The organism is Lacipirellula parvula, assembly GCF_009177095.1.
Classification (GTDB): Bacteria; Planctomycetota; Planctomycetia; order Pirellulales; family Lacipirellulaceae; genus Lacipirellula; species Lacipirellula parvula.
The window spans coordinates 4,563,546-4,589,675 of record NZ_AP021861.1; the positions used below are offsets into that span (position 1 = coordinate 4,563,546).

At 62.4% G+C, this 26,130-nt stretch carries 27 protein-coding genes and 1 tRNA gene; 11 read left to right on the plus strand and 17 right to left on the minus strand.

The window, feature by feature from the left end:
- Window positions 1-297: 297 nt before the first annotated feature.
- Window positions 298-498, minus strand: coding sequence for a hypothetical protein (locus PLANPX_RS28090; protein ID WP_232536162.1), 201 nt, complete (start codon window positions 496-498; stop codon window positions 298-300).
- Between PLANPX_RS28090 and PLANPX_RS28495 the strand changes: the two genes are divergently transcribed.
- Entirely contained in the window at window positions 457-639 is a 183-nt protein-coding gene (locus tag PLANPX_RS28495; RefSeq protein ID WP_420844085.1) for a helix-turn-helix domain-containing protein, read from the plus strand. The genes PLANPX_RS28090 and PLANPX_RS28495 overlap by 42 nt on opposite strands.
- Here PLANPX_RS28495 and PLANPX_RS17845 read toward each other — a convergent pair.
- The 5 genes from PLANPX_RS17845 to PLANPX_RS17865 form a co-directional block, all read right to left on the minus strand.
- A complete protein-coding gene (locus PLANPX_RS17845) occupies window positions 569-1,282 on the minus strand; it encodes a hypothetical protein (RefSeq protein ID WP_152100044.1) in 714 nt (237 codons plus the stop codon). The two genes, PLANPX_RS28495 and PLANPX_RS17845, sit on opposite strands and share 71 nt — an antisense overlap.
- 62 nt (window positions 1,283-1,344) lie before the next feature.
- Window positions 1,345-2,400: a tyrosine-type recombinase/integrase gene (locus PLANPX_RS17850; protein ID WP_152100045.1), complete on the minus strand. Its 1,056-nt coding sequence runs from the start codon at window positions 2,398-2,400 to the stop codon at window positions 1,345-1,347.
- A gap of 129 nt (window positions 2,401-2,529) precedes the next feature.
- Window positions 2,530-2,603, minus strand: a tRNA-Arg gene (locus tag PLANPX_RS17855).
- Between the two features lie 239 nt (window positions 2,604-2,842).
- Window positions 2,843-3,184: a histidine triad nucleotide-binding protein gene (locus PLANPX_RS17860; protein WP_152100046.1), complete on the minus strand. Its 342-nt coding sequence runs from the start codon at window positions 3,182-3,184 to the stop codon at window positions 2,843-2,845.
- 87 nt (window positions 3,185-3,271) lie between these two features.
- Window positions 3,272-3,529: a Trm112 family protein gene (locus tag PLANPX_RS17865; protein ID WP_152100047.1), complete on the minus strand. Its 258-nt coding sequence runs from the start codon at window positions 3,527-3,529 to the stop codon at window positions 3,272-3,274.
- A gap of 304 nt (window positions 3,530-3,833) precedes the next feature.
- On the opposite strand from PLANPX_RS17865, the gene PLANPX_RS17870 reads away from it, so the two are divergent.
- The gene (locus PLANPX_RS17870) at window positions 3,834-4,643 is read left to right on the plus strand and encodes a hypothetical protein (RefSeq protein WP_152100048.1); all 810 of its coding nucleotides are present in this window, start codon (window positions 3,834-3,836) and stop codon (window positions 4,641-4,643) included.
- 161 nt (window positions 4,644-4,804) lie between these two features.
- Window positions 4,805-5,743 (plus strand): alpha/beta hydrolase, encoded by a 939-nt coding sequence (locus PLANPX_RS17875; RefSeq protein ID WP_152100049.1) that lies wholly within the window; start codon window positions 4,805-4,807, stop codon window positions 5,741-5,743.
- Between the two features lie 74 nt (window positions 5,744-5,817).
- Here the strand turns inward: PLANPX_RS17875 and PLANPX_RS28095 are convergent, their stop codons facing one another.
- Window positions 5,818-7,077, minus strand: coding sequence for a type II secretion system protein (locus PLANPX_RS28095; RefSeq protein ID WP_232536164.1), 1,260 nt, complete (start codon window positions 7,075-7,077; stop codon window positions 5,818-5,820).
- Between the two features lie 397 nt (window positions 7,078-7,474).
- Here PLANPX_RS28095 and PLANPX_RS17885 point away from each other — a divergent pair, with 397 nt between their 5' ends.
- Both PLANPX_RS17885 and PLANPX_RS17890 read left to right on the plus strand, forming a co-directional pair.
- Window positions 7,475-8,014: an RNA polymerase sigma factor gene (locus tag PLANPX_RS17885; protein WP_172992150.1), complete on the plus strand. Its 540-nt coding sequence runs from the start codon at window positions 7,475-7,477 to the stop codon at window positions 8,012-8,014.
- Complete coding sequence (locus PLANPX_RS17890) at window positions 8,007-8,585, plus strand: hypothetical protein (protein WP_152100051.1); 579 nt, start codon at window positions 8,007-8,009, stop codon at window positions 8,583-8,585. The genes PLANPX_RS17885 and PLANPX_RS17890 overlap by 8 nt, the downstream gene beginning before the upstream one ends.
- Window positions 8,586-8,601: 16 nt before the next feature.
- Here the strand turns inward: PLANPX_RS17890 and PLANPX_RS17895 are convergent, their stop codons facing one another.
- From PLANPX_RS17895 to PLANPX_RS17925, 7 genes are all read right to left on the minus strand, one after another.
- On the minus strand, window positions 8,602-9,015 hold the full coding sequence (locus PLANPX_RS17895) for a hypothetical protein (RefSeq protein WP_152100052.1): 414 nt from the start codon (window positions 9,013-9,015) through the stop codon (window positions 8,602-8,604).
- On the minus strand, window positions 9,015-9,809 hold the full coding sequence (locus PLANPX_RS17900; protein ID WP_152100053.1) for an MBOAT family protein: 795 nt from the start codon (window positions 9,807-9,809) through the stop codon (window positions 9,015-9,017). Before PLANPX_RS17900 ends, PLANPX_RS17895 begins: the two co-directional genes overlap by 1 nt.
- 341 nt (window positions 9,810-10,150) lie before the next feature.
- Complete coding sequence (locus PLANPX_RS17905) at window positions 10,151-10,561, minus strand: ester cyclase (protein ID WP_152100054.1); 411 nt, start codon at window positions 10,559-10,561, stop codon at window positions 10,151-10,153.
- A 116-nt stretch (window positions 10,562-10,677) separates the two neighbouring features.
- A complete protein-coding gene (locus tag PLANPX_RS17910; RefSeq protein ID WP_152100055.1) occupies window positions 10,678-11,034 on the minus strand; it encodes a hypothetical protein in 357 nt (118 codons plus the stop codon).
- Between the two features lie 263 nt (window positions 11,035-11,297).
- Window positions 11,298-11,750, minus strand: a complete 453-nt coding sequence (locus tag PLANPX_RS17915; RefSeq protein ID WP_152100056.1) for a hypothetical protein — start codon at window positions 11,748-11,750, stop codon at window positions 11,298-11,300.
- A 96-nt stretch (window positions 11,751-11,846) separates the two neighbouring features.
- Window positions 11,847-12,749, minus strand: coding sequence for an ADP-ribosylglycohydrolase family protein (locus PLANPX_RS17920; protein ID WP_152100057.1), 903 nt, complete (start codon window positions 12,747-12,749; stop codon window positions 11,847-11,849).
- 29 nt (window positions 12,750-12,778) lie between these two features.
- Window positions 12,779-13,951, minus strand: a complete 1,173-nt coding sequence (locus PLANPX_RS17925) for a hypothetical protein (RefSeq protein WP_152100058.1) — start codon at window positions 13,949-13,951, stop codon at window positions 12,779-12,781.
- Window positions 13,952-14,162: 211 nt separating this feature from the next.
- On the opposite strand from PLANPX_RS17925, the gene ahr reads away from it, so the two are divergent.
- Both ahr and PLANPX_RS17935 read left to right on the plus strand, forming a co-directional pair.
- Entirely contained in the window at window positions 14,163-15,173 is a 1,011-nt protein-coding gene (ahr, locus tag PLANPX_RS17930; protein ID WP_152100059.1) for an NADPH-dependent aldehyde reductase Ahr, read from the plus strand.
- A gap of 161 nt (window positions 15,174-15,334) precedes the next feature.
- On the plus strand, window positions 15,335-16,726 hold the full coding sequence (locus PLANPX_RS17935; protein ID WP_152100060.1) for a dihydrolipoyl dehydrogenase family protein: 1,392 nt from the start codon (window positions 15,335-15,337) through the stop codon (window positions 16,724-16,726).
- 18 nt (window positions 16,727-16,744) lie between these two features.
- On the opposite strand, the gene PLANPX_RS17940 is transcribed toward PLANPX_RS17935, so the two are convergent.
- Together PLANPX_RS17940 and PLANPX_RS17945 are read right to left on the minus strand one after the other, a co-directional pair.
- A complete protein-coding gene (locus PLANPX_RS17940; RefSeq protein WP_152100061.1) occupies window positions 16,745-17,308 on the minus strand; it encodes an exonuclease in 564 nt (187 codons plus the stop codon).
- Window positions 17,309-17,321: 13 nt separating this feature from the next.
- The gene (locus tag PLANPX_RS17945) at window positions 17,322-18,437 is read right to left on the minus strand and encodes a Gfo/Idh/MocA family protein (protein ID WP_152100062.1); all 1,116 of its coding nucleotides are present in this window, start codon (window positions 18,435-18,437) and stop codon (window positions 17,322-17,324) included.
- A gap of 391 nt (window positions 18,438-18,828) precedes the next feature.
- On the opposite strand from PLANPX_RS17945, the gene PLANPX_RS17950 reads away from it, so the two are divergent.
- Window positions 18,829-20,343 (plus strand): ATPase domain-containing protein, encoded by a 1,515-nt coding sequence (locus PLANPX_RS17950; protein WP_152100063.1) that lies wholly within the window; start codon window positions 18,829-18,831, stop codon window positions 20,341-20,343.
- Window positions 20,333-22,369: a hybrid sensor histidine kinase/response regulator gene (locus tag PLANPX_RS27800; protein ID WP_152100064.1), complete on the plus strand. Its 2,037-nt coding sequence runs from the start codon at window positions 20,333-20,335 to the stop codon at window positions 22,367-22,369. Before PLANPX_RS17950 ends, PLANPX_RS27800 begins: the two co-directional genes overlap by 11 nt.
- Before the next feature lie 167 nt (window positions 22,370-22,536).
- Here the strand turns inward: PLANPX_RS27800 and PLANPX_RS17960 are convergent, their stop codons facing one another.
- The gene (locus tag PLANPX_RS17960; protein WP_198421759.1) at window positions 22,537-23,094 is read right to left on the minus strand and encodes a 5' nucleotidase, NT5C type; all 558 of its coding nucleotides are present in this window, start codon (window positions 23,092-23,094) and stop codon (window positions 22,537-22,539) included.
- Between the two features lie 329 nt (window positions 23,095-23,423).
- Between PLANPX_RS17960 and PLANPX_RS17965 the strand changes: the two genes are divergently transcribed.
- Window positions 23,424-24,608 (plus strand): MFS transporter, encoded by a 1,185-nt coding sequence (locus tag PLANPX_RS17965; RefSeq protein ID WP_152100065.1) that lies wholly within the window; start codon window positions 23,424-23,426, stop codon window positions 24,606-24,608.
- A gap of 369 nt (window positions 24,609-24,977) precedes the next feature.
- On the plus strand, window positions 24,978-26,051 hold the full coding sequence (locus PLANPX_RS17970; protein ID WP_232536165.1) for a hypothetical protein: 1,074 nt from the start codon (window positions 24,978-24,980) through the stop codon (window positions 26,049-26,051).
- The last annotated feature ends 79 nt before the right edge of the window (window positions 26,052-26,130 follow it).

Sequence of the window (26,130 nt, forward strand, 5' to 3'; positions counted from 1 at the left end):
CGGTTGTGCGCGGCTGTTGTCCGCGATTGTCCGTGATCCACGCCGCCGAGCGGGGCGAGCGGGCAGGCCGACCCCACCCACCGGTCAAATTCGCAGATTACGACGGGCCGGAATAACCGGGCCAACCCGCTGCCCTTTCTCGGCGCTGCGCGCAAGCTCGCGGAGGCCTGCCGCGTCAAACGCCAAGGGGTGCGGTGAATCGGGCACCTAATCGCCGCTCCGCCAAAGATTCGCGCCGCCAGCGACTGCCGTCGAGCGTATTAACGGGCGACAGCCGCTGCGTCCGCCCGCTCGTGCTCAGTGTCCAAGCGTGCCGGGCGACGCAGCACTTCTATCTGACGAAGTCACCAGATGATCGAAGATCGCTTCCACCACTTCCTGAAGGTCACCGGCGAGCCCACCGCGGCCGCCGTCCTGGTCCTCGCCGAAGCCAACCAAGCTGCCGCCCTCAACGAGATGCTGACGGTCGAGCAAGCCGCCGCACGGCTCGGCGTCCATGTCAGCACGATCCGCAAGCGAGTTCGCGAGCGGAGCCTTCCTCATCAAAGGGTAGGGCGGTCAATCAGGATCAAGGCTGCTGACCTTGATCGGCCGGAGGCTCCGAAGCGGGCTTATCGGTGTCTGAAGCTGACGGGGTAGTCTCGTCTCGCGGCGGACAATAGCGGCGGGTCAATTGCTCGTGAACTTCGGTGAGGCTCCATTCCTGAAGCTTGGTGGAATCGGAGCTGACGCCATCTCTGCGAAGGTGGACGTTGAATAGTTGAACGCAAAGGCGATTGTTCAGCACCTGGATTTGAGGAATGACGCTCGCGAGCCGCTCTGCGTCGTTGTCTTTCTTATTTCGCGTCGACCACGCTGCGTGCGCTCCGACCTTATTACGGAACGTCACCACTTCTGGAATGATAGCTTCCGTGTACTTCTGCGGAAGCGGTCGCGTCTCATCCTGTTCGTAGGCAATCGCTCCGACTGTCCAAGCAAATTTGCAGGCTGAAACTGCGTACCAGTCGAATGAACACGACAGCAAGCCGTACGGTAGGCCGGGGATCAAGTTTCCGCCACCGATGAACACTGCGTTGACTTCAGCCTCTTCCCCTCCAAAGTTCACCTTGTTGAACTGCGGGAGAGCTGTTTGCTCGCATCGGAGCACCTGCCGGTACAAATATTCCATACCTTGCCACAGGGCAGTGAGAGTCCAATACTCGTTGGCCGGCTCGTGGTAGACGTTTCCCGGAACGACGATGTTGTCGATGTAGTCGAGCGTTGTCGTTTCTTCTTCGGACATAAAAAATCCTCCCACTGGTCAAAGCCTAGTGAGAGGACAAAGAAATTGCCAGGATGTTCGCGCTAGCCGACCGCCCGGCGCATCTCCGCCCGCAGGTGGTCGTTGTCCTGGTACAGGTGGCTGTAGACGCGGGAGATCATCTCCACGCTGCTGCCGACCAGCGTTGCGACAGTGGACGGGTTCACGCCCCGCTTCAGGGCGTCAGTGATGAATGAATGGCGAAAAGCGTAGGCAAACACCGGGAACTGGTCTTTCTTGTCTAGCTTCTTGGCGAGCTTCTTTCGAAGCTGAGTGAACCGGCAATTCAGGGCGTAGGAAGTCCACTGGTTGCCATCGTGGTTCGTGAAGATGAAGCCGTTGCCCGCGCGGCGCTTCACTATCTCTAGCGCCTTGCCTTCCAGCAGAATCACACGCCGCTTGCGTTTGCTCTTGCTGTTCACCCGCTCCAGGACGAGCGAGTCGCCATCGAAGTGGGCGTCGGTCACGATCCGCGCCTCGTGCGGCCGACAGCCCGTCAGCCTCAAAAAGTTCATGAGGTCAATGAAGGGGCCGTCTGCCTTCAGGACGCTCAAGACGGTCTTCCACTGAGCTTCACTCAGGTAGCATTCGCGTGGCGTGTATGACGGTCGCTTGAAGTGGGCGATTGGATTCGCAGTAATCAGCTCGTTCTCAATCGACCAATTGAACAACCGTGAGACGGTCCGAACGGCCCCGTTCAGGTAGTTGTTGCCCGCGTCTGGGTAGTCAGTTTCCAGCCACTTCTTCAGGTGCGTCTTCTTGAACGCGCTGAGCTTTGTCTCGCCAAGGTACGCCGCGAACTTGGACAGATGGTAGTAGTACCAATCGTAGGTCCGCGGCGCGAGCTTCTCGCGCTTCACGTCTTGCTGAACTGAGAACAGGAAGTCGTCAATCAGAGTGGCGACAATCGGATCGTCGCCTGCAACGACTGGGTCCGCGGGTTTCTCGTCAGGGCTGGCGGCGAGAATCTGGTGGTAGAGGCGCTTCGCCTCATCATCCATCACCGGCCCGAGCCGATGTTGCTTGCCGTCCTTCTGGACGTACCAAGCCTTGTGACTGGCCTTGTAGAATGGTTTGGGTTCGCGTGGTTGTCGTTTCATCGTGTTCTCCCGGTAATACGCCCGAGGGGGCGTGGTGGCGGAAGGAAAACACGAAACTCGGACAAAACTCACGGACAAAGCCAAAAATAGGGTTTTGGCAGTTGACGCAAACCCTTGCCAGATAAGAAGTACCCGCGACTGGATTCGAACCAGTAACCTTCGGCTTCGGAGGCCGACGCGCTATCCAATTGCGCCACGCGGGCTGAGTTCTATCGCTCACTCTTCAGCCGCTGCGCATCGCCGCGAGCGACGAACGCATGGCGTCCAGGCAAGGGCAATAGCTCTGGGACGCCAGCGGCTTAAGAATCCACTAGCGTACCGCTTCCCGCCCCAGCTGACAACGCCCGCTGGCGCCAGCCGAATCGCATTCGCAGGCGCAGCCCAAAACTCATCTGCTGCCGTCTTTAACCGCTACTGCAGAATGCCTACTGCCCGCTCGCCGTTACCCCGGGGGCCAATCAAGCTGCCGGCCGCCGAGCAGGTGGAAATGAAGATGGTCGACCGACTGCCCGCCGAGTTTGCCGCAGTTGGTCACCACGCGGTACCCACCGTCGGCAACGCCAAGCTCGCGGGCCAACTTGCCGATCACCAACCAAATATGTCCCAACAGCGCGGCGTCTTCATCGCCGATCGCATCGACCGACGCGATCTCCTTCTTGGGAATCACCAGCACATGCACCGGCGCCTGGGGCGAGACGTCGCGAAAGGCGAGGCATTGGTCGTCTTCGTAGACGACGTCGGCGGGAATCTCGCGATCGATGATCCGCTTGAAGATCGTACTCATATGGGCCGGGAGCCTTTTTCCACTAGCCGCGTTACTTCAGTAGAGAGCCCCCAGTGGCAACAGGCTCTCGCCCCCTTCACGCACAACTTAAGCAAACGCCCGCAAATCCACCGCCTCGTCGGGCAGCATCACCGGGATCTCGTCGATGATCGGGTAGAGCAAGTCCCCCGCCTCGCGAATCAGCCCGCCGTCGAGCGGCTTCTCGAACGCTTCGCCCGCCGTGTTCTTCAACTGGCCGGCCGCCACCGCGCGGTTCAGCCGCATCACCAAATCGGCGTCGGCCAGATGCAGTCGTGAGCGGTCTTGGGGGCAGCGAAGAATTTCAATCAGGTGGTCGGCGATCATGCGGCACTCGCTAGCGGGGCAGGGAGCCGCGCGGAACCACATCCTGGCGGCCGCTCCTCAGCAACAAAACGACGTACTTCTCAGGCGAACGGAGGAAAAGCCGGCGGCTCAACCTCGCCCGCATTCTAAACTTCGCGCCCCGTCGCTGCTAGCGTCGCCCTCCGGCCTCTCCTACTGAAGCCTGACAAGCTTCCCGACCGATACCATTAGATAACTGCGCGGCGATGGACCGCTGCGCACCGAGCAGCCCGCCAAAAAACGGGCTCGCCAGCGACTTGGCCAAGGATGGCCGAGGGGGGATTCCGTGATTCGTTTGCGCCGTCGCTTTATCGCTGCTGCCGCTCTCGCCGCCACGGCGAGCTTCTCGCCGCTGCACGCCCAGCAGACGACCACAACGTACGAAGTTCGAGACGGCGTGCAATACGCCGTCACGAAGCAGCAAGTCGCCGTCCAAGTGCCGGTCTACGAAAACCGGTCTCAGGAACAAACGACTTACCGGCAGCAAATCACGACGGAGAACGTCCAGCATCAGCAGGTTTACCACGTCCCTGTAACGCAGTACCAAGTGGTAACGACGATCCACAATCGTTGGAACCCGTTCGCCGAAGCCTACGCCACGCATCACTACGAACCGGTGACGACTTGGCAGCAGCAGGTGGGCACGGTGCAGATCCCCGTGCAACGCGTTTCGGTCGTTCCGGAGACGCGGACCGTGCAGCAACAGGTCCCCACCTCGTACAAGACGGTTTACAACACTGTCACTTCTGAGCGAGTTGTCGGCATGGCTCCGACCGGAACGGGCCAGAATACGATGATGGCTGCGTCGCAACCAACTTCGTCGTCGTGGACCGCGGCTTCACCGCAAGCGACTGCCGCCACGAACCCGAGCGCGTCGCTGCAACAAGTGACGTCGCCCGCCGTCCAACAACCGGCGGCCCGCGTCGCCGCCAACCCCTACGGCGGCCAACAGCTTACCAGCGACCCGCCGCGTTCTGGATACACGCAGCCTGCGGCGGCGTCGCCCTACCAGCCAGCCGCGACTGTACCGCCAACTCAAACGGCAACACAACCTTCGCCGGCTCCGGCGGCGTCGCAGCCCTACTCGCGATACTAGCCCCGGGCTCCGCCCGGGGGTGGCGCACCATTTAGTGGAACGTTGTCCCTACTCGATGCCGACCCCCGGGCGGAGCCCGGGGCTAAGAGCTACCTCCTCCCCACTCTTCCCCCATCGAGTAAACTGGTCGCTGGCACTCCAGTCAGTCCCCAGGCGCTCCGATGACCTCTCCCCTCGCGCACGCCGCCGCACGCACCGCCGTCGCGCTGCTGGCCACCCTCGCGCCGTTCATTCACTCGCGCGCCGCCGAACCGAAAGTCCCCGCCGTGGATATCCGCTACGAATACGGTCCCGACTCCGTCCGCAAAGAGGGCGTTCCCCAAGGGACGATCACCGAGCACGAATGGAGCGATAGCAAGATCTTCCCCGGCACCCTCCGCCGTTACTGGATCTACGTCCCTGCGCAATACGACCCCGCCAAACCGGCGGCCTTGATGGTGTTCCAAGACGGCCACGCCTACATCCGCGAGCGGGGCGAATTCCGCACGCCAATCGTTCTGGACAACCTCATCCACGAAGGATCGATGCCGGTCACGATCGGCGTCTTCGTCGATCCCGGCACGACGCAGCCGGAACTTCCCCCGAAGCCAGGATGGGAACCAAAACCCGAAAACCGCGCCATCGAATACGACACGATGAACTCCGACTACGCCGACTTCCTCCTCACCGAGATCCTGCCGGAGGTGAAGAAAGAGTACAACATCACCGACGATCCCGAAGGGCACGCGATCGGCGGCATCAGCAGCGGCGGCATCGCGGCGTTCACCGCCGCGTGGGAACGCCCCGACGCCTTCCGCAAAGTCCTGAGCCACGTCGGCAGCTTCACGAACATCCGCGGCGGCGATCGCTACCCCGGCATGATCCGCAAAGGCCACGGCAAGCGCCCGCTTCGCATCTTCCTGCAAGACAGCAGCCACGACCTCGACAACGAGCATGGCAGCTGGTGGCTCGGCAACCTGCAGATGGACGCCGCGCTGAAGTTCGCGGAGTACGACTACAAGTTCGTCGCCGGCGAAGGCGCGCACAACGGTAACCATGGGGGCGCGATCATGCCTGATTCGCTCCGCTGGCTATGGCGCGACTACAAGCTGCCGGAGTAGAGGTCAAACTTTCAGCCTGACGCGTGCCACTGCTGAACGAGCCCGCAGTGGCACGCAGTCATCGTCGACGCCGCTCACTCCACCGCGCCGCCTCCGCCTGCTCCGCGCATGGCAGGCACTGGCGAGAGCCCCCAAATGCTCCCGCCCGCCGCCGCCACCTTTGGCATCAGGCTCATCGCCACGACGAAGAACCCAAGCGCCAGCGCCGTCAGCAAGATTCCTTGCATCTGCGGCCAAATCGCCGCGGCAAGCGCCACCGCCATGATCGCCGCCCCTGGCGCCACGATGCCGACCATCGCCCGCCAGAATCCCATCAGCGTCACCGTACGCACGCCGATAATCACCAACGCCGCCACGCCGGAAGCGAAGATCGCCTGCTGCAGCGTGACATACTCCTGAGCGAAGTACATCAGCGGATACGCTCCGGCGAACGTGCCGATCGTCAGCAGCAATATCCAACGATCAAACCGCGGCACCGGCGACGATTGCACGACGAGCCCAACGAGCAGCCCAAACGCCACGACGCTCACCGGACCAAGCCACGTCAGTTCGCCCAAGCGATCGATCGGCGCGATTCCCAGCACGTCGATGCGCACCGGCCGACCGAACAACAGGCGTGCGTAGTCCCAACGATACATACTGCTGCCGCCAGAACGCTCGAGGCTCGTCGGCTGCAACGAGAGTTCCAACAGCCGCACGTCCGAGCCCTTCGCAGTCAGGGCGACTTCGTACTTGTCGAGCAAACCGCCGGGCGCCGACGACAACTCATACAACCCTTTGCCGACGGCCGTGTAAGTCACGTCAAGTTGCGTCGGTTCCGCCGGCAACTCGCCGCGCCAGACGAGCTTGCCCTCCTGTAACGTGACCTTCTCATTCGCTTGTTCGCCAATCTTGATCGACAAATCGGCAAGCGAAATGATCTGCGGCGGCAGCGGCAACACGATTTCACAGGCTCCCTCGCGATCCGTCGGGCGCGCCGCCTCGATCGTGCCGACAAATTTTGCCTCGTAGATTGATTCAGGCGTGGACGTCCCCACGCTCAACTTCGGCGTTAGCGTCACATCGGCGACGAACGACGCTAGCCGCGCCTGCGGCAAGGCTTCCGCAACGGTCGGCGATTCGACTAACGATTCGGCGGCAGCCGCCTCTGCGTAATAGTCCTCCGACATGCCCCCTTTGAGCGACGAGCGCCTGGCCGCACTTCGCGCCGACTGCACGGCTGGCAGCAACAACCCGATGAGAGTCGCGATGATCACGATCACCACCAGCAACTCGACCAGCGTGAACGCATGACCTGACCGACCGCGACCAACAAGCGACGAGTGAGCAGACATGGCAGCGCTCCGCAGCTAGAGAAGAGAGGAGAATACCGCAAGAAGAGTTCCGCCTGCGGATTCATTCTACGCATGTCCGGAAACGATCCAAGCAAATTGTGGACGCTGAATGCTCAATTTTTCTCGCCAATTTTTGGCAAGTGCTTGAGCCGTTCGGGCGCAGCGCCAACCAACTTCCGCTCATTCTGCAAGACGCCGCTCGCTTCGTTTCTTGTGCAAAATTCTCCGCTGTTTCACGACTCCAAGCTACGACGCTCGCGGTACGCCGCGAGTTCCCGAATATTCTCTGCATTTTCTGCCCGGCGGATGAACCGCGCCCAGCCCGCGCGCGACTATCCTACCGAATCAGCAGGAGGAACTTCCCATCGAACGCTCAGCCCAACAAATTCACGACGAATTGCTCGCTCTGCGCTGCCGGCGTCGCGACTTGGCCGCGTGGGACGAGCTCGTCGCCAGCTGGAACGATCGGCTTCACTATTTCCTCCACCGACTAATCGACCACGAACACGACGTCGCCAACGTCCTGCAGGAGGTCTGGCTAAACGCCTTCCGCAACATCGGCGGCCTGCAGCAAGGCGCCCGGCTCGCCCCCTGGCTCTACACGATCGCCCGCCGCTCGGCGATGAATCACTACCGCGGCGCCTACGCCCGGCGAGCAATCGACGCCGATGCTCCTGCCCCTAACGCAAACCTCGAACCAATCGAACCAACCGACGACGCATTTCATTTAGAGAATGCCGAACTCGTCCACTTCGGCCTCGGTCGACTGGAAGTCCCGCAGCGAGAGTTGCTCACCCTCTACTTTCTCGATGATCTCTCCATCGCCGAGATCGCGACCGTCCTCGAAATTCCTCCAGGAACCGTGAAATCACGACTCTCCGCCGCTCGCCGCGAGCTACGCCGCATTCTCGACGAGGAGGCGTCACGCCATGAATAGCACAAACAGCAACAACAACGACCGCCCATTCAGCCAGCGTTTGCTGGCAGTCGAACCGCTGCCGCCCGCCTCACGCCAACAACTCGAACAGGAGCTCTCCGCCATGTTCCAACGCGAACTCTCCACTCCCCGCCGCCTGTTCTTCGGCGCCGTCGCTATCGGCGGCGTCATCAGCGGCCTCGTCTGTGCAGCGCTCGCCCTCACGGAGCCCGACCTGCCGCCGCTCCCGCGCACCGCGCTCGCCGTTGGTTCGCTGTTCGGCGTCGCCTGGGCCGTCGTCGCCGCCCGCATCGGTTGGCGCGGCGCCCTCGATCTCAAGGCCGACGCCCGCCGCATCGCCGTGATGGCCTGGACCTTCACGGTGTTGATGATGACGTTCTTTCTCATCGCCGGCATGTCGGCCCGTGATCCCGCTCAAGGCATGCGAATGATCGTCGGCGGCCTGCCGCTGCTCATCGGCGCCGGCGTCTACTGGCTCAACTACCGCATCGAAAACGCAGAGCTGAACGCTCAAGAAAAACTGCTGGAAGTGGAACTCCGCCTTGCGACGCTCAGCGAGCAAACGAAGTAGCCAGCGCTGCAAAACGCTACGGCCGCAACGCGCTCCACGCATACACGATGGTAAAAAGCGTGAACAACACCGTGAGCGTCCGCTCGCCCCACCGCAGCCACCATGCGGTGAGGTGCTCCTCGACGTCGAACACCCACTGCAGCGACAGCCGAATTCCCCAGAACACGGCGACATAACCGCAAAAGGCCCGCGCCAAGCCGCCGCCGGCGGCAAGCTCCGCGGCGTTGAACGTGCTGATGAGCCCGAAGGCGATGATCGACAGCACCACATAGCCGCCGTAGACCCAATACATTTGCCGCTGTAGTCGCGGCAACGCCTGCAGTTCCTGCCGCCAGTTCAAGCGAATCGGCACGAGCGCCGATGCCGTCAAGATTCCAAATTGAGCGATGCCCGCCACGAAGATCGCCAGCGTGAGAGTTTCAGTGTTCATTAGAGTGCTCCTACGGCATGCATGAAGGGCAAGATCACGCGCAACACGAACGGCGGATGAAAGAGCAGGGGCGCCGTCACGAGCAGCAACGTCGCCGCAAACAACCAGCCGCGCCATCCGCGGCCCAGCCCCCATCGCCGCCCCGCGCGACTGCGCTCAACAAGCATCCCCGCCGCTTGAATGAGAAAGAACAACGTCGGCCCGCCGTAGCCTCCGCGCGCCGGCCACGAGATCACGACGTCGTGCACCACGCCGCTGAATGCGAATCCAGCGAGCATTGCCCAAGCGGCACCGAGTCGCAACGTCAGCGGTCGAAACAGAAACCGATGGGCCAGATCGCGAAACGCGCGGTTCCAACGCCGCCCCCAAAAATCGCTCACGCTGGTCGCCGCGATCGGCCAATCCATTAGCGGCTTCGCCGCGACGCCCGCTCGCCGCCACGCGCACGAGAGGATGTGAAACAGCCCGAAGTGCAGCATCAGCACGAGACCGATCATGCCGACCCATCCCGTGAGGTACGGTAGTTCATCGACCGGCGTCAGCCGAGCCAGACCTAAGAAGATCGTCGCGCCGAGCGCGAGCTTGAATGCTGCGAACAACCATTCGCCGCGCGACGGCGCCGCAACTTGCTCGCAACTCTCGGCGCCGTGCGGCTTAAGAAAAGCAACCGCATCTAGCCCCGGCCAAGCGACCAAATAGCCAAGCGAACGTGCCGCGCTTACCCGCGGCGTCAACGTCCGCCGCCACGTGAGCCATTTCGCACCGCCATAAATCGCTAGCGCGAGCCCCCACATCGCCGCCCACCGCGGCCACGCTTCCGGCGCTACCGCGACGAACGCGATGGGCGCCGCAACCAGCGGCGCCCATCCACGCCAAGATGCTGCCCCGCCGCGCGTGCGCGTACCGCACCGCGCGCCTTCACTTCCGCCAAAAACGCATTACCTGCCATTCTCATCGCGCCTCTCCCGCTAGCCGGACCGCCACGCGGTCCGGACGGCAGCACGTCAGGCTCGCCACGACCGTGCCGCCCGACGACAAACGCCGCAATCCGGAGGGCGTGGCCCTCCGGCTAAGCAGGTAACCGCAATTAACCCGCGGGATTAACGCGAACGAACAAGCGAAAACAGCGAAATATCTACGGCCCTACGACGCCCAACTGCATCATCAATCCCAGCATGTCCATGATGATGCGGGTCTCCTTGATCTTTCCCTCGTGCAGCCGATCGATCACCATCCCCCACACGCTTGCCGGGCGATCGGTCGCCGGAACCCCGAGAAATATCCCGCGATGGGTCCCCTTCCACACGAATCGCGTCAACACGCGATCGCCGTCGGCCAATTGTTCTTCGACGGTCCAGTGAATATCAGGGAACGCGACGCGCAGCTGCCGCAACACGTCCTGCAAACCCGCCAGCCCCGGCCCCTGGCCAGGAAAGGGCGCCAGTTCGACCATGTCTTCACAGAAGTAATCGCCCGCGGCATCGATTCGATTCTTGTTCAAGACTTCATCGATGAACTCGCGAACGATCTCGGCATTGTTTCGCATGCGTTATTTTCTTCGCTCTGAACCGTGTGAGACGGAGCGACTCTCGTCGCCCCCCGTACGGGTGATGATCGAGTCGCGTCGTTCTGCGATGGGTATGCAGTGGGCGCCAGATTGACCTACGCGGCTTCAGGCTCAGGCTCGACCGCCTCGGAATAGACCTTCCATTCCCACAGCGACAACAGAACCCCCGCGATAATGAACCCGCGCGCCACCCGTCGTACGGAGATCGGCTGATCGAACAACGAAATCGTAAACAGCACGGCGACGAGCACGAAAAAGGCAAACATGATCCATCTCGCCCACGACTGTTTGAGCCATAGCCCGATGCTGATCGGCAGAAAGAAGGGGCAAACGTAGTGGGTGTAAACCGAGTCGCCGCCGCGGATCATGTAATACAGCGATCCAATGAAGAACAGCACCGCAATCCACGCCACGCCTCCGCGCGGCGGACGCCAGTCGAATGGCTTATCCATAGAAATTCCTCAACGCAAGGATGCGACGTAGGACAACAAGAAGGCGATCTGCCTCGCCCAGCCCTTGACTGCTCGAATACTCCAGCCACCATCCACACGGCGCACAACACAAAGACGACGTCGAACGTGACGCCCACCGCCGCGTCCACCGTCCGCTCCAGCCCTAGCCATGGAAATCTTCGAAGTTCGACATCCGCACAAGATAGATGCCACATCGGCGGAATAGAAGATCAGCTGATGGCTGCAGTGCGCATGGCTAAAGCTTACTCGGTCGAGGGTTGCTTAGGTTGTCGGTTCGCCACTCGCTGCACCCAAAACAGCGTCGCAGTGAATTGCACCGCATTGAGTACCCAAACAAAGAATATCGCGCCAATAAAACTAGACTCAGGCCAGTCAACTGCGGCGATCAGGCAAACGCCGACCCAATAAGCGGTGATTGCTAACATATCAAAGGTTCGCAGCCGCCACTCTTGCCGCCATAGCATGTAAATGAATCCGGCTAACGCGATCGCCGCGTAGATCCCAGTCGACAGTGCTCGCTCCATCGTCGTCAGCGTTAGGTCGCTGAACGGCCGCGCCGGCACAGCGTGGAAAAAGGAGGCAAGGCCGAACGCGACGAACACGGAGCAGGTCAACGTCACCCAAGCAACCGCAAAATCGACGATCGCTCGTCGCAGCGACCTCCCACTCCGATCGGTAATCGCTCTCGTCGGCATCAGTACTCCCCAGTCGTGAACAGCAGGCTGCCGCTCGGAAAAATACGCCACAATCGACTAGCCCCTAAATCTCGTGCTCCAGCCCGCGCCACGACTTCACGGGAACAAGCTCGCCAGTTCCTCAGCAGCGCCGCCAATTTCTGCCGCCATCGTCAACTTCGCGAGCCAAGTTTCGGGAATCCCTTCCTCTCCGTAAAACGCTCCCGCCAGTTGCCCGCACACGGCGGCCGTCGTGTCAGCGTCGTCGCCGAGATTGGCCGCCGCGAGAATCGCCTCTCGATAGGTCGTCGTGTTTCCCAAGCACCAAGCCGCTGCTTCGAGGCTCGCGATCACGTACCCTGATCCTACAATCTCCTCGCTCGGTTTTGTGCGATACTCGCCGCGAGCAATGGCGCGAACCTTTGGCGACCCAAACTCCCAATCCGCCCCGGCGAGCAGAACCGCTTCCTTTGATTGGCCTGCAAACGCCGCCAGAATCATTTGCGTCAGCAGCTGGCATGCCTCGACGCACTCCGCGGCGCTGTGCGTCGTACGCGAGCTCTCGCCGGCGATTCGCACCGCCTCCTCCGACTGGCGCTGGTACGCGATGGGGATCGGCGCCAACCGCATGATGCTGCCATTGCCCGCGGTCGTTAGCGACGTACTGCCGCTGAACGGATCGCCGGTCCGTCGAAATCGGTCGAGCGCCGCTCGAACCGTCAATCCAATATCAAAGCAACGTCCCGTGCTGCTGAGATATCCCTCATCCTGCCAACGACAGTAACGTTTCATTTGATCGACGGGATCGAACGCACCGGTCTCGATCAAACTCTTCGCCAAGCAAAGCGCCATCGACGTGTCGTCGGTCCACGCGCCAACCGGCAAAGCAAACGGGCCGCCGCCCGTCATGTCCGTGACCGGCGCAAACGTGCCGGGAGCGCTGAACTCGACGGTAGTTCCCACCGCATCGCCGCACGCTAATCCCAACAAACACCCGCGCTGTCGAGTCAGTAGTTCCATGCTCAGTTCCGTACGTCAGGCTAGAAAGCCTAAGCTACGTTGACTCCGCCTCGTGGCGCCAGTCGCCCGCCGATTACCGCTCCCACGATGCTTCCGATCGCGATCGTCGCCCACCACGCAGCGAGGCCCCAACCTTCCGTTAGCCAGAATTCGATATCCAGCCCACGCGCCTGCCGCGCGGCCTGCCAACCGATCTCCGCGAGCGCGAACGCCAGCACTGCCGCATACGCGCCATACAGCGCAGCCACGGCGCCGATGAACGTTCCCCAGCGATTCGCCGTCACTCGGGCGCCAATCGCTCCGCCGACAGCACCAATCCCCAAGCAAACGGCGAATGCGTCGCTAGACATCGTCTGCTGTTTCACCGCCACGAGGCACGTCGCTACGAGCGCCATCGCCCCCAGCAATTCGCGAATGGTAAATCCCCATCCTCGCCGCGACGACGCCGCCAGCCTCTGCGATCTCCCGCGTCCCCAGAGCACCGCGCCCCAAGTCAACAGTGGAACCGCCACGAGCGGCGTTCCCAAATAGATTGGCCACGGCGACCAGTGCGACGTCATGCCCCCCGTCGCGATGTCAAACTGAAACCACTCGCCGGAATCAGTCGTTAGTTCAAACCGCCCGTTCGCGTCATCCAGCCCCGCGCGAGCGTGCGGAAAACCAAACCCCAAACAACGGGCGGCGATCATCTTGGAAAAGATACCGCTAATCAGCGTCTCTTCGTTGTAGATCGCTAGCGATTGCCCGCGTGAAAAGAATTCAAGCGCATCGCCACGGCTCGAAATGTTCATCAAATCCCAATCGAGAAATGCGACCACTACCTGCTCGCCGTCGTTGGATAGATAGATGTCCTTGCAGATCGTGAGATACGGCATCGGCCAAAGCAACTCCGTCGACCCGTCGTTCCGATAGATGCCGCTCTGCGAATAGATCGCCTCCAACCGTTCCTGCCTGTCGATGCTTTCGTTCCAAATTCGAATCTCTTCCTCATCTCGCGGGCCGTCTTGCTTAGGATCGTAGCGATAGCGATTGACTCGTTCCGTCATCGGAGTGAGCAGCACCAACACATATTCCTGATTTGCAGAAACAACAGTCCGCGTCTTAAAACCATCCAAGTAGGCAAGCGCCGTCGAAGGTGCGCTCAAAATCGCCAGTGCGACGGTCGCCACGAACAGAATCGGATGCCGCGAGCAGTCATTCATGATTGCACCGAATGCGTAGGTCAGGCTTTCAGCCTGACAGCCCCGTCAAACGATTTTCCATCGCGCGCGTCCTGCAAGTCACGCCAGAAACCCTAACCTACGCCGTCACTCCATCGAATTGCAATCTCCCGCGCGTTTGCTACCTTAACAATCATCCCGCCCGTGCGAGCGTTCCTGCGCTTGCCAATCTGCACCTCCACGGAGAGTCATCATGTCGGTCGTCGATGCCTGGGTGGTTCCGCGTGCGAAGCAACCGATCGTTCGCCAGCAAATCGATCTCGGCCCAATCGGCCCCGAAGAAGTCGAAGTTCAGGTCGAATATTGCGGCCTGTGTCACTCCGATCTTTCGATGCTCCACAACGAATGGGGCGTCGCCACTTACCCCGCGGTTCTCGGCCACGAAGCGATCGGCACGGTCGTCGCCGTCGGCGAGTTTGCGAAGGGCGTGCAAGTCGGCGAGCGCGTCGGCGTCGGCTGGACGGCTAGCTCGTGCATGCACTGCCGGCCCTGTTTGTCGGGCGATCAACATCTTTGCGCGCAAGCCCTCCCCACGATCGTGAAACATCGCGGCGGCTTCGCCAGTCGCGTCCGCTCGCACTGGGCCTGGGCGATTCCGCTGCCGGAAGGTCTTCCCGCCGGCGAAGCAGGTCCGCTCCTCTGCGGCGGCATCACGGTCTTCAATCCGCTCGCCATGCACGCGAAGCCGACTCACCGCGTCGGCATCGTCGGCATCGGCGGCCTCGGCCACATGGGCGTCAAGTTCGCCGCCGCCTACGGTTGCGAAGTCACCGCGTTCACCTCGAGCGAAAGCAAGTTCGAAGAAGCCCGCAGCTTCGGCGCTCACCACGTCGTCGCCACGCGCGATCCGGCCGGGCTTCGCAAAATCGCCGGCTCGCTCGACATGCTGATCACCACGACCAACGTGCCGCTCGACTGGAACCTGATGATCGGCACGCTCGCCCCGAAGGGCCGCTTGCACGTCCTCGGCGCCGTACTCGAACCGATCCCCGTCGTCGCGATGTCGCTCATCATGCAGCAGCGCAGCATCTCGGCCTCGCCAACCGGTTCGCCCGTCGACATCGCAACGATGCTAGATTTCGCCGCCCGCCACAACGTGACGCCGACGACCGAGCACATGCCGATGAGCCAGATTAACGAGGCGTTCGAACGCCTCGAAGCCGGCAAAGCCCGCTACCGCATCGTGCTCGACGCCGATTTCTAATCGTAGGGTGGATGCTCGCACCCACCTTGCCCGTCGAGAATCGCGACGCTTCGTGCCACCCCGGCAAGCTCCGCACAATCGACAACCGCCGACGGCGCGCCGCCTGTAGACATCTATGCGTCACAGGTGGGTGCAAGCACCGCACCCTACGAGGAACTCCCATGCCCGCCATCGAAGAGGTCGATCTGCTTGTTCTCGGCAGCGGCGAAGCCGGCAAGTACCTCGCCTGGACGCTCGGGTCGCAAGGACAGCGGTGCGCCGTCATCGAACGCCGCTACATCGGCGGCTCGTGCCCGACGATCGCCTGCCTCCCCAGCAAGAACGTCATCCACAGCGCCAAGGTCGCCTCGCTCCTTCGCCGCGGCGCCGAGTTCGGCCTGCCGACTAGCGCACAACCCGTCGACATGGCGGCGGTCCGCGACCGCAAGCGGCGGATGGTCGACGGCCTGATCGACATGCACCAGCAAAAGTTCGCCGCCAGCGGCGCGGAACTCGTCATGGGGAGCGGCAAGTTCATCACTCCGCGCACCATCGAGGTCGAACTCAACGCCGGCGGCATGCGCACATTTCATGGGAAGCGCGTCGTTATTTGCACCGGCTCGCGCGCTCGCCTCGACGAGACGCCCGGCCTGCGCGAATCGCACCCGCTCACCCACATCGAAGCGCTCGAACTCGACCAGGTCCCGCCGCAGCTCATCATCCTCGGCGGCGGCTACATCGGCCTCGAATTCGCCCAAGCCTTCCGTCGCCTCGGCAGCGAGGTGACGATCATCGAACGCAACGCGACCGTCATCCATCGCGAAGACGAGGACGTAACGGCCGCCGTCACCGAGCTACTCCACGACGAAGGCATCGAGGTTCTGACGAACGCCAGCGTCGAGCGCATTTCAGGAACATCCGGCGCACAAGTTTCGATCGAGACAAGCGGCAACGGCGCCCCCCGCACTATCGTCGGCACGCACCTCCTCGTTGCCGGCGGTCGCACGCCCAATACCGACGGCATCGGCCTCGAGCTAGCCGGCGTCAAACTCGAACCACACGGCCACGTCCGCGTCGACGAGCGCCTGCAAACCACGGCCGAGAGCGTCTACGCAGTCGGCGATTGCGCCGGCAGTCCCCACTTCACGCACGTCGCGTTCGACGACTTCCGCATCCTGCGCGACAACTTCGCTGGCGGCAGCCGCGTCACCACCGGCCGGCAAGTTCCCTTCTGCCTCTTCCTCGATCCCGAACTCGCCCGCGTTGGCCTCAGCGAACGCGAGGCCCGCGAGCAAGGCATCGCCTACCGCCTCGCCAAGCTCCCAATGGTCGCGGTGCTGCGCACGCGCACGCTCTCCGAAACGCGCGGCTTCATGAAGGCGCTCATCGAGCCGCAAGGGCAGGGCGACAAGATTCTCGGCTTCACCGCCTTCGGTCCCGACGCCGGCGAACTTCTCCCCGCCGTGCAAGTCGCCATGTCAGCCGGCTTACCCTACACCGCGCTCCGCGAGGCGATCTTCACGCACCCCACAATGGGCGAAGGCTTCGGCCCGCTCTTCTCCTCAATCAAGTAGGGTAGGCGCTCGCCAGCTCTACCTCTGCCGCGACGATTGCTCCGCCAGCATGTTGCAAAACAACGCTCCCTGCCCAATCGCATCGTCGAGCGCCACATGCGTGTGCGGCAGATTGTCGAACCATCGCTTCGGCATATTTCGCTTCGTCGACTGGCGATACTCAGTCCCCAACGCCGCCATCGCGTAGCTCTTGATGTCGAGCGCAGAATGTGAAAAGGGGCTCTCGCCGGCAAATCGGATCAAGTACCAGTAGACGAACATAAAATCGTACGCCGCGGGATACGCGACGAAGACCGGTTTCCCCGGCAGCAATTTAAGCCACGCCACGTACGCCGACATCGCCTCCGTCGGATCGCGGAGGTTGGTTCGACAAGCCGCCCAAGCCTCCGGCTGAGTCGCCCACCACGCCATCGTTTGCGGATTTCCCTCGGCGCCAGGCAGCAATGTCAGATTTGCTTCGAACGAACCGAGCAGCGTCTTGTCTGCGCGAAACGCCGCCGAAGCGAAACTCAACATCGAGTGCGGCCCCGGGATCGGCCCGTCGGCTTCGATGTCCGTGCTGACGTAAATTTCCTCAGCCATCCCAGCTTGCTCCTTACACAATCTTCACCGCCGCACCACGCCTCGCCGCCTCGTAAATCGCGGTGATAATCTTCACATCCTGCAGCCCCTCGGCGCCCGGCGTCTTCGGCGTTTTATCGTCCAGCACGCATTGGGCCATGTGATCCATCTCCAGCGCGAAGTGGTTTCCCGGCGTGATCTCCAGCCCATTCCCTTCGCGGTCGTTCCCCTGCCACAGCCGATTCCCTTGGTACGACAGGTACGGCTCCGACTGAATCTGCCCCTTCGTCCCGTAGACGCGGAAGCGATTACACCCATAACCATACGACGAGACGCACGAGCCGATGGCGCCCGACTTGAATTTGAGATCAAACGCCACGGTCTCTTCGACTTCCTTGAATCGCGGATCGTTCGGCGTCGAGTAGCTAATCGCCGTCACTTCTACTGGCTCCTCGCCCGAGAGGTACCGCGCCGCCTGCAGCGCGTAGATGCCGATGTCCATCATCGACCCGCCGCCCGCCAGCTTGCGGTTGAGCCGCCACTGCGTCGGATCGCCAATATTGAAACCGCCCTCGGCCGTCACCTGCTTGATGACGCCCACCGCTTCCGGCGAGCGGGCTAGTTCAATCGCCTTTTGCGTCACCGGCTCGTACTGCAGCCGGTAGGCAATCATCAGCTTCCGGGCCGCCTTCTCGCAGGCGTCAATCATCGCCGCGCATTCGGCCGGCGTGTTCGCCATCGGCTTCTCGCACAGCACATGCTTGCCAGCCTGGGCGCCGCGGATCGTGTACTCGGCATGCATGCCGTTGGGCAGCACGATGTACACGACGTCGATCGCCGGATTGTCCTTGATCGTGTCGTAATTCTCGTAGTTGTAAATGTTCTTCGGATCAATGCCGTACTTCGCCGCCTGCTCCTTCGCCTTCTCGGGGTGACCGCTCACCAGGGCGACCGGCCGCGCGTATTCGCACTTGGCAAACGCGGGGAGCAGCTGCTCCATCGACAGCTTCCCAATGCCCACCAGTGCGAAGCCGACTGTCTTCTTCGGCTCCGCCGCGAACGCCTGAGCTCGAATGGCGGTGCTCCCAAGCGCGATGGCCGAACTGGCCAGAAACGTCCGCCGCGATACCGATCCAAATTCAAATGCCATGGGAGTGCTCCTGCGTGGTGAATGAGAAGGCTCTATTAAACCAACCGTAGTCACGCGTGACCACGACTCTCTCTAGCCCCGGGCTCCGCCCAGGGGTCGCCCTCCATTCCGGTAGACGCCGCGGCGCACAACGTCACCCCCGAGCGAAGCCCAGGGCTAAACGTGCAACGACGATCGGTGTCCATTCAATGACGGACGCCGCCGCAGCAGCGGCACGGAGCGAACCTAAAGAACGAGCGCCACCGCAGATTGGTGGTCACTACTCAACCAACTCAATCCATGCAGATTCGGCTTCCGGCAGCGTTTATATCCGGTAAACTCATGCACTGCAGAATCGGCGCAGGAATTGCTCTGCCAATCGCACATCCGCTGCGAACTCTTCGGATCAGACATGACGACACCAGATCTCGACCCGCCCCCGCTCACCACCGGCATCGCCGGCTTGAACGACATCCTACGCGGCGGCTTTCCCGCCGATTGCGTTTACATGGTCGCCGGTACTCCTGGCACCGGCAAAACGACGCTCGCGCTTCAGTTTCTGCTCGAAGGTGTGAAGGAGGGCGAATCGTGCCTCTATATCACCCTCTCCGAAACGCGCCGCGAGATTGAAAAAGTCGCCCGTAGCCACGGATGGGATCTCAGCGGTCTCAATATCTGCGAGTTGATCCCCACCGAGGGCAATCTCTCCGCCGACGCGCAGCTCACCGTCTTCAACCCCTCTGAATTCGAGCTTGGCGAAACGACCGAGGCGATGATCGCTGAAGTCAAGCGCTGCTCCCCCAAGCGGGTCGTCCTCGACTCGCTTTCGGAGCTCCGTCTCGTCGCGCAAAATTCACTCCGCTATCGGCGGCAGATCCTCGCGCTCAAACAATACTTCGCCGGCCGCGACTGCACGGTGCTTATGCTCGACGACTGCACCGGCTCCGTCGCCGACGATCAGCTCGAGAGCATCGCGCACGGCGTCGTTAACCTTGAGCATCTGGCCAATCAGTATGGCGCTGAACGGCGCCGGCTGCGGGTCGTCAAGCTGCGCGGCGTCGCGTTCCGCGGCGGGTACCACGACTTCACGATTCGCAAGGGCGGCCTAGACGTCTTTCCGCGACTCGTCGCGGCGGAGCATCACAACGAATTCGCCGACCGCGACCTGCCGAGCGAAATTACCGCTCTCGATTCGCTCCTCTGCGGCGGCCTCCCCGCCGGCACCAGTACGCTGATGCTCGGCCCCGCCGGCACCGGCAAATCGACTATCGCCACCAAGTTCGCTATGGCGGCCGTGGAACGCAACGAGCGCGCGGTGATGTTCGTCTTCGACGAAAACATCGGCACCTTCCGTTCGCGCTCGCGCAAGCTTGGCATCGGCATCGAACCATACATGACGAACGGCATGCTCAGCGTGCAACAAGTCGACCCGGCGGAACTGTCGTCAGGCGAATTTTGCACGATCGTCCGCCGCGCCGTGGAAGGCCATGGCGGCAGCATCCCGGCGAAGGTCGTCATCATCGACAGCCTCAACGGCTACCTCAACGCGATGCCCGAGGAAAAGTTCCTCACGGCTCAGTTGCACGAGTTGCTCGCCTTCCTTGGCCAGAACGGCGTCGTCACAATTATGACCGTCACGCAAGCCGGCATGGTCGGGGCAATGCAGTCCCCCGTCGACACGACTTATCTGGCCGACAACGTCATTCTGTTTCGCTTCTTCGAGGCCCGCGGCGAAGTGCGACGCGCAATCTCGGTGGTTAAAAAACGAAGCGGCAAACACGAACTCACCATTCGAGAACTCGAAATCAACGACCGCGGCATTCAAATCGGTGAACCGCTCATCGACTTCCAAGGCGTCCTCACTGGCGTGCCGACATTCGTTGGCAAGCCTTCTGATCTGATCAAGCAGGACCGCCATGGAGTCTAGCCAACCTGCTTGCGAATCTCGGTTGCTTCTCCTCCCGCCAACGCGGCGCGACGCCGACGCGATTGGCAAACTGTTAACAAACGCCAACATCGAGTACGCAACGTGCACCTCGGTCGCTGAACTCTGTCACGAACTCTCGGCAGGCGCCGCCGCGATCGTCGTCTCCGAAGAATCGCTCATTAGCGACGACCGCGTCCTCGCCGACTGTTTAGCATCGCAGCCGGTGTGGAGCGACCTCCCGATCATCGTCCTCTCGCGCACCGGCGCCGAGTTGGCCTCGTTGGGCCGCATCGTCAAGTCCCTTGGCAACGTCAGCGTGCTCGAACGTCCCGTGCGCGTTTCAACGTTCCTCAGCGTCGTCAACTCGGCTCTTCGCGCCCGCGACCGTCAGTACCAGGTCCGCGACCACCTGATCAGCCTCGATCGCATTGCCGCCGAGCTCCGCGAAAGTCGCGTTCAGCACGAAATGATCGTCCGCGGCGCCAACATCGGCATTTGGAGTTGCCCCCTTCCGCTCGCGCGGCTCTTCTGGGACGACGCGGTGAAGGCCCACTTTCATCTCGCGCCCGACGCCGAAGTAACGATCGAGTTGTTTTTCGAACGGCTCCACCCCGACGATCGCGAACGCACGGAGAATGCGATCGCCGCCAGCATCGACGGGCAAACGGCGTACGACATCGACTTCCGCACCGTCTCGCCCGACCGCCGACGGACCAAGTGGATCCGCGCGATGGGCCGCGGCTTTTACGCCGAAGACGGCACGCCGACGCGGTTCGACGGCATCACGATTGACGTCACCGATCGCAAGCTCGTTGAACTCGATCGCGAACGACTGCTCGATTCCGAACGCGCCGCCCGCAGCGAGCTCGAACGCGCGAACCAGATGAAGGACGAGTTCCTCGCCACCCTCTCGCACGAACTCCGCAACCCGCTCAACGCGATCCTCGGCTGGGCGCAAATCCTTCGCAGCGGACAGCTCCCGCCCGCCGAAACCGCCGAGGGAATCGAAATCATCGAGCGCAACGCCCGCTCCCAAGCGCAGATCATCGAAGATCTGCTCGACATGAGCCGCATCATCTCGGGCAAGATTCGGCTCGACGTCCAGCGGGTCGATCTCGCCGCCGTCGTTCGCGCGGCAATTGAAACAATCAAACCCGCCGCAGACGCGAAGGGGATCCGCCTCCGCGCCGCCCTCGATCCGCTCGCCGGCCCCATCTCCGGCGATCCGAACCGCTTGCAGCAAGTCTTTTGGAACTTGCTCAGCAACGCCGTGAAATTCACGCCGCGCGAAGGCAACGTCCAGATTTTACTCGAGCGCGTCAATTCACACCTGGAAGTGAGCGTCATCGACAGCGGCGAAGGCATCGAGCCGCAGTTCCTGCCGCATGTCTTTGATCGCTTCCGCCAAGCCGACGCGACGACGACCCGCATGCACGGCGGCCTCGGCCTGGGACTCGCCATCGTCCGGCAACTCGTTGAACTTCACGGCGGCTCCGTCCGCGCGAAAAGCGCCGGCCACGGCGCTGGCGCGACGTTCATCGTCCACTTACCGCTCACCGCCATCGTTTCGCACCGCGAGACTCCGGTCGAGCGTCGCCATCCCGCAGCGAGCTCGTTGCCGACGCCGATCGAGGCGTGCGCCGAAATGGCCGGGGTCACCGTCGTGGTCGTCGACGACGAACCCGACGCCCGCGCGCTGTTGCGCCGTCTACTCGAAGATTGCGATGCGCTCGTCTTCGACGCCGCCAGCGCCGCCGATGCGCTGGTGCTCGTGCAAGAAAAGCGGCCGCACGTGCTAGTGAGCGACATCGGCATGCCGGCCGAAGATGGTTACTCGCTCATTCGCCGCTTGCGCGAACTCCCGGCAGAGCAGGGGGGCGCCACGCCCGCCGTCGCCCTCACCGCCTACGCCCGCGCCGACGACCGCGTGAACGTGGTGCTCGCGGGCTTCCAGCATCACCTCTCAAAGCCCGTCGAACCGGCGGAACTCATTGCGATCGTCGCCAGCTTAGCGCGGAGAATCTAACGCGTCGCGGCTCGCAATCACGATGAATGTTGTGACTCCCTCCCCCTTGAGGGGAGGGCAGGGGAGGGGGTGGAACGCTGGTACACGCTTCTTTCACCCCTCCCTAACCCTCCCCCTCAAGGGGAGGGAACCTCAGGATTTAGTTTTCTCTAAAAACCATCGCATCCTCAATCCAAAAACAACTCCGCAATCTCCGCCCAACCCTGCACGCGACGGAACCGCGTCTCTTTCCGATTGTGCGGCGCCGAAAACAAAATCCCCTCGCCGCCGAACCGCTCCAAGTTTCTCGGGATATCGTCGATCAAATAGTCGGCCGCGATGATGCTCTTATCGCCGCAGAAGACAACGTTCTCCCACGAGAAGAACGGAAAATACTCTCGCAGCCATTCGAACTTCGGCACGAACGACGTCGGAAATTCCATCGCCGCGCTCGCGATGAAGACGTCGTGCCGCTCGTACAGTCGAGCGAGCACGTCCTGCGAGTCGGGAATCACCGACAGGCTGCTGAAGAAGTCGAGCTCGTGGGCGTACTGCTTGACCGCCAATCGATGATCCTCGTGCACTGCTTCCGAAAATCGCCTCCCCAGCAGTTGCTCCTCCGCCAAGTGGACGCCAAAGTCGCGGCGATAAAGCTCCACGTGTCGACCATGCGAGTCGGCGATCACCTCGTCCATATCAACGGCAATGCGAACTCGCTCACCCGCTTTCACCAAGCGTCCCATCATGCTCCTCGATTGATTATTGCTGTCTTGCCGCCTCTCGGTTTGCACGAACCTATTCTATCCACGCCGCCTCCTGCAGTCGGCCCCCTGCTACAACCCGCGATGACTGCGTTCAATAGAAGCCACCGGCTCCGCCGGTGGACGAACTGCCTAATAGCGCAACTCCAACTGCGTCCACCGGCAAAGCCGATGACTTTCATGATTCCTTCACACAACACGCTAGCCGCAGCGCCATTGCGGCCAATCGCAGTCGATCAAACTTCCCGACTCTGCTAAGATCGACGGTCCCGCCGTTCTCTCTCCTGAGAACCCACCTCCCGCCAGAGAATCAGATGTCCACGGACCACGTGGCCGCCAAACCCGCTTCACGGTTCCAATTCGGCGCCGTGTCGGCCGTCTTCAGCGCCTTTCTGATCGATGGCGCCGGCTTCGGCGCCTGGGCCGCGCTGCTTCCCGTCTTCAAGTCGCAACTCAGCATCAGCGACGGCCAGCTCAGCGTCGCGCTGTTCTCGATGGTCATCGGCAGCGTCGCCGCGATGCCGATTGCCGGCCGCTTCATTGCTCACCTCGGCAGCCGCCGCGTCATCATCGCCGCCGCCGTCGCGTACTCGATTCTGCTGCCGCTCGTCGCGTTCGCCGCTTCGCCCGCCAGCACGCTCGCGATCTTCGCGATCGGCGCCCTCATCACCGGGGCCGCGAAAGGTTCGCTCGACGTTTCGGTGAACGCTCAAGCGATCGCCATTGAAAACCACGAAGGCCGCCCCATCGTCGCCCGCTGCCACGGCGGGTGGAGCATGGGCGCTCTCACCGGATCGCTCTTCGTCGCCGGCGGCTTGAAGCTCTCGCTCGGCGCACCGCTGATCATGACGCTGCTCGGCCTGCTCCTCCTCGGCCTCGCCGCATTCTCCGGCCGTCGCCTCACGGAGCACGACCGTCCCGACGAGCACGCGCATCACCGCCACTCGCTCTGGCCCCGCGGTCGACTCGCGCCGCTTGCCGCGCTCGCATTCATCGCCCTCTTCTGCGAAGGATCGATGGCCGACTGGAGCGCCGTCTTCCTCGCCGACGTCGTCGGCGCCGAGCCCGCCTCCGCCGCACTCGGCTTCGCCACCTACGCCACCGCGATGACGGCCAGCCGCTTCTGCGGCGATCAACTGAGTCACCGGCTCGGTCCCGTCGTGCTGATGCGGTTCAGCGGCGCCGTCGCAGCGCTCGGCCTCGCGCTGTCGCTCGCATCGCAAACCTACTGGCTTGGCCTGCTCGGCTTCGCAATGGCGGGCTTCGGGTTGGCGAACATCATTCCCGCACTCTTCCGCGCCGCTGCCCGCCATGGCCACGCCGGCCCCGCGATCGCGTCGGTCTCCACCGTCGGCTACGTCGGCCTGCTGATCGGCCCGCCCATCATCGGCGCCCTCAGCCGCACGCTTGGCCTGCCGCTCTCACTGGGCCTGCTCGTCCTCTTCAGCGGCGTGTTAGGCGCGAGCGCAAACCTCGCCAAACCACGCGGCACGCACTAGCGCTTCACATCGATGCGCGCTCTCCACTAGCCCCGGGCTCCGCCCGGGGGTTGGCATCCACACCGCCAAACGTCGCGGCACGCAGCTGTAGTGAATGCTCCTGCTCCCTCCCCCTTGAGGGGAGGGCCGGGGAGGGGGTGGAACTCTGGTACCCGCTGCGATCACCCCTCCCTAACCCTCCCCATCAAGGGTAGGGGACCTCAAGGTTGGGTTTTCTGGCCGCCTGCGCTGCTTCTCTGCAACTTTCTCGCCATTTCCTCACGCGCGGTAACAACCGCGCGACGCAAACGCTTTTGGTCATACCTCCGAACATCATCGGAGAGACGCCAACTCAAAGCGAATAGAGAAAGAAGTCCGATGTGCATTAACTTGAACCGTAAGTCCTGGAAGCTCGCCGCGGCCCTGTCCGCCGTTCTCGCCGCCGGCTCCGCTGTCCCAGCTCAAGCCGAAGTCGTCTCGCCAAACCTGCGTGACAACCTCACCTTCATGCCGCCGCACGTTGCCGGCGACGCCGAGTTCGACGGCAACGGTCCCGCCGTCACCGTCAAGGTGAAGTTCACCGTCAGCAACAACACGCTGCTCTACAGCGTCTACTACAAAGCGAAGGAAACGAAGAGCGACTGGACCGAAGCCTCAGGCTGGTCGCCCACGCGCACCGTCTACACCGCCCCTCCCGGCATGCGGATCGTCTCGATTCCGAAGTCGGAACACGAGCTCGTCATCGACACGATGAGCGGCCACAACTCGAAGACCTACCCCACCGCCCTCGGCCGCGTCACCCTCTACGGCGACACCAAAGGCAAAGACGCCGGCGTCTACACGCGGGTCGAACTCAACCTCGATGCAGCGATCCCGATCAACGTCGACATGAACGCCCCGCGCTCGGAGCAAGAAGCCTACCTCCCCCGCACCTACACCTACACGCCGCCTCACACCCGCGGCGATAAAGACTTCGATGGCAACGGCCCCCGCGTCGTCGTCGATGCTCGGGTCGAACATGACAGTCAACAGGTCTACTTCGTGATCAAGATGATCGCCGAGGAAACGAAGCCCGACAACACCACCGCCAGCGGCGAAACTCGCACGCTGATTTACTCGGCCCCCGCCGGCCAGCGTATCACCTCGCTCGGCGGTCAAACGAGCTGGCCGAACCTCGTGAGCTACTACGACTCGAACCACAACGTCGACAAGTTCGACACGCCGCTCGGCCCCGTGAGCGTCTTCGGCGACCACAAGGGCGACGACGCCGGAGACTACACGAGAGTCGTGTTCGGCAACGTCGACAAGTTCGTCGTGGTCCGCACCGCTCCCTCCGGTTCGCTAGCCGACGGCGGCGATGAAGGGGGCGGCGAGTCGGCCTCGTTCACCCGCAGCGGCGGCAAGAACGGAAACGCGAAAAACGGCAACTCCGGCAAGCAACGCAACTTCAAGCATCGCAAATAACGGGTGAACGGAATCGCCGCCAAAAGGCTTCTCACGCGGGTGGCATCCTCTCGGCCCCAAGCCGTGAGCATGCAGAACT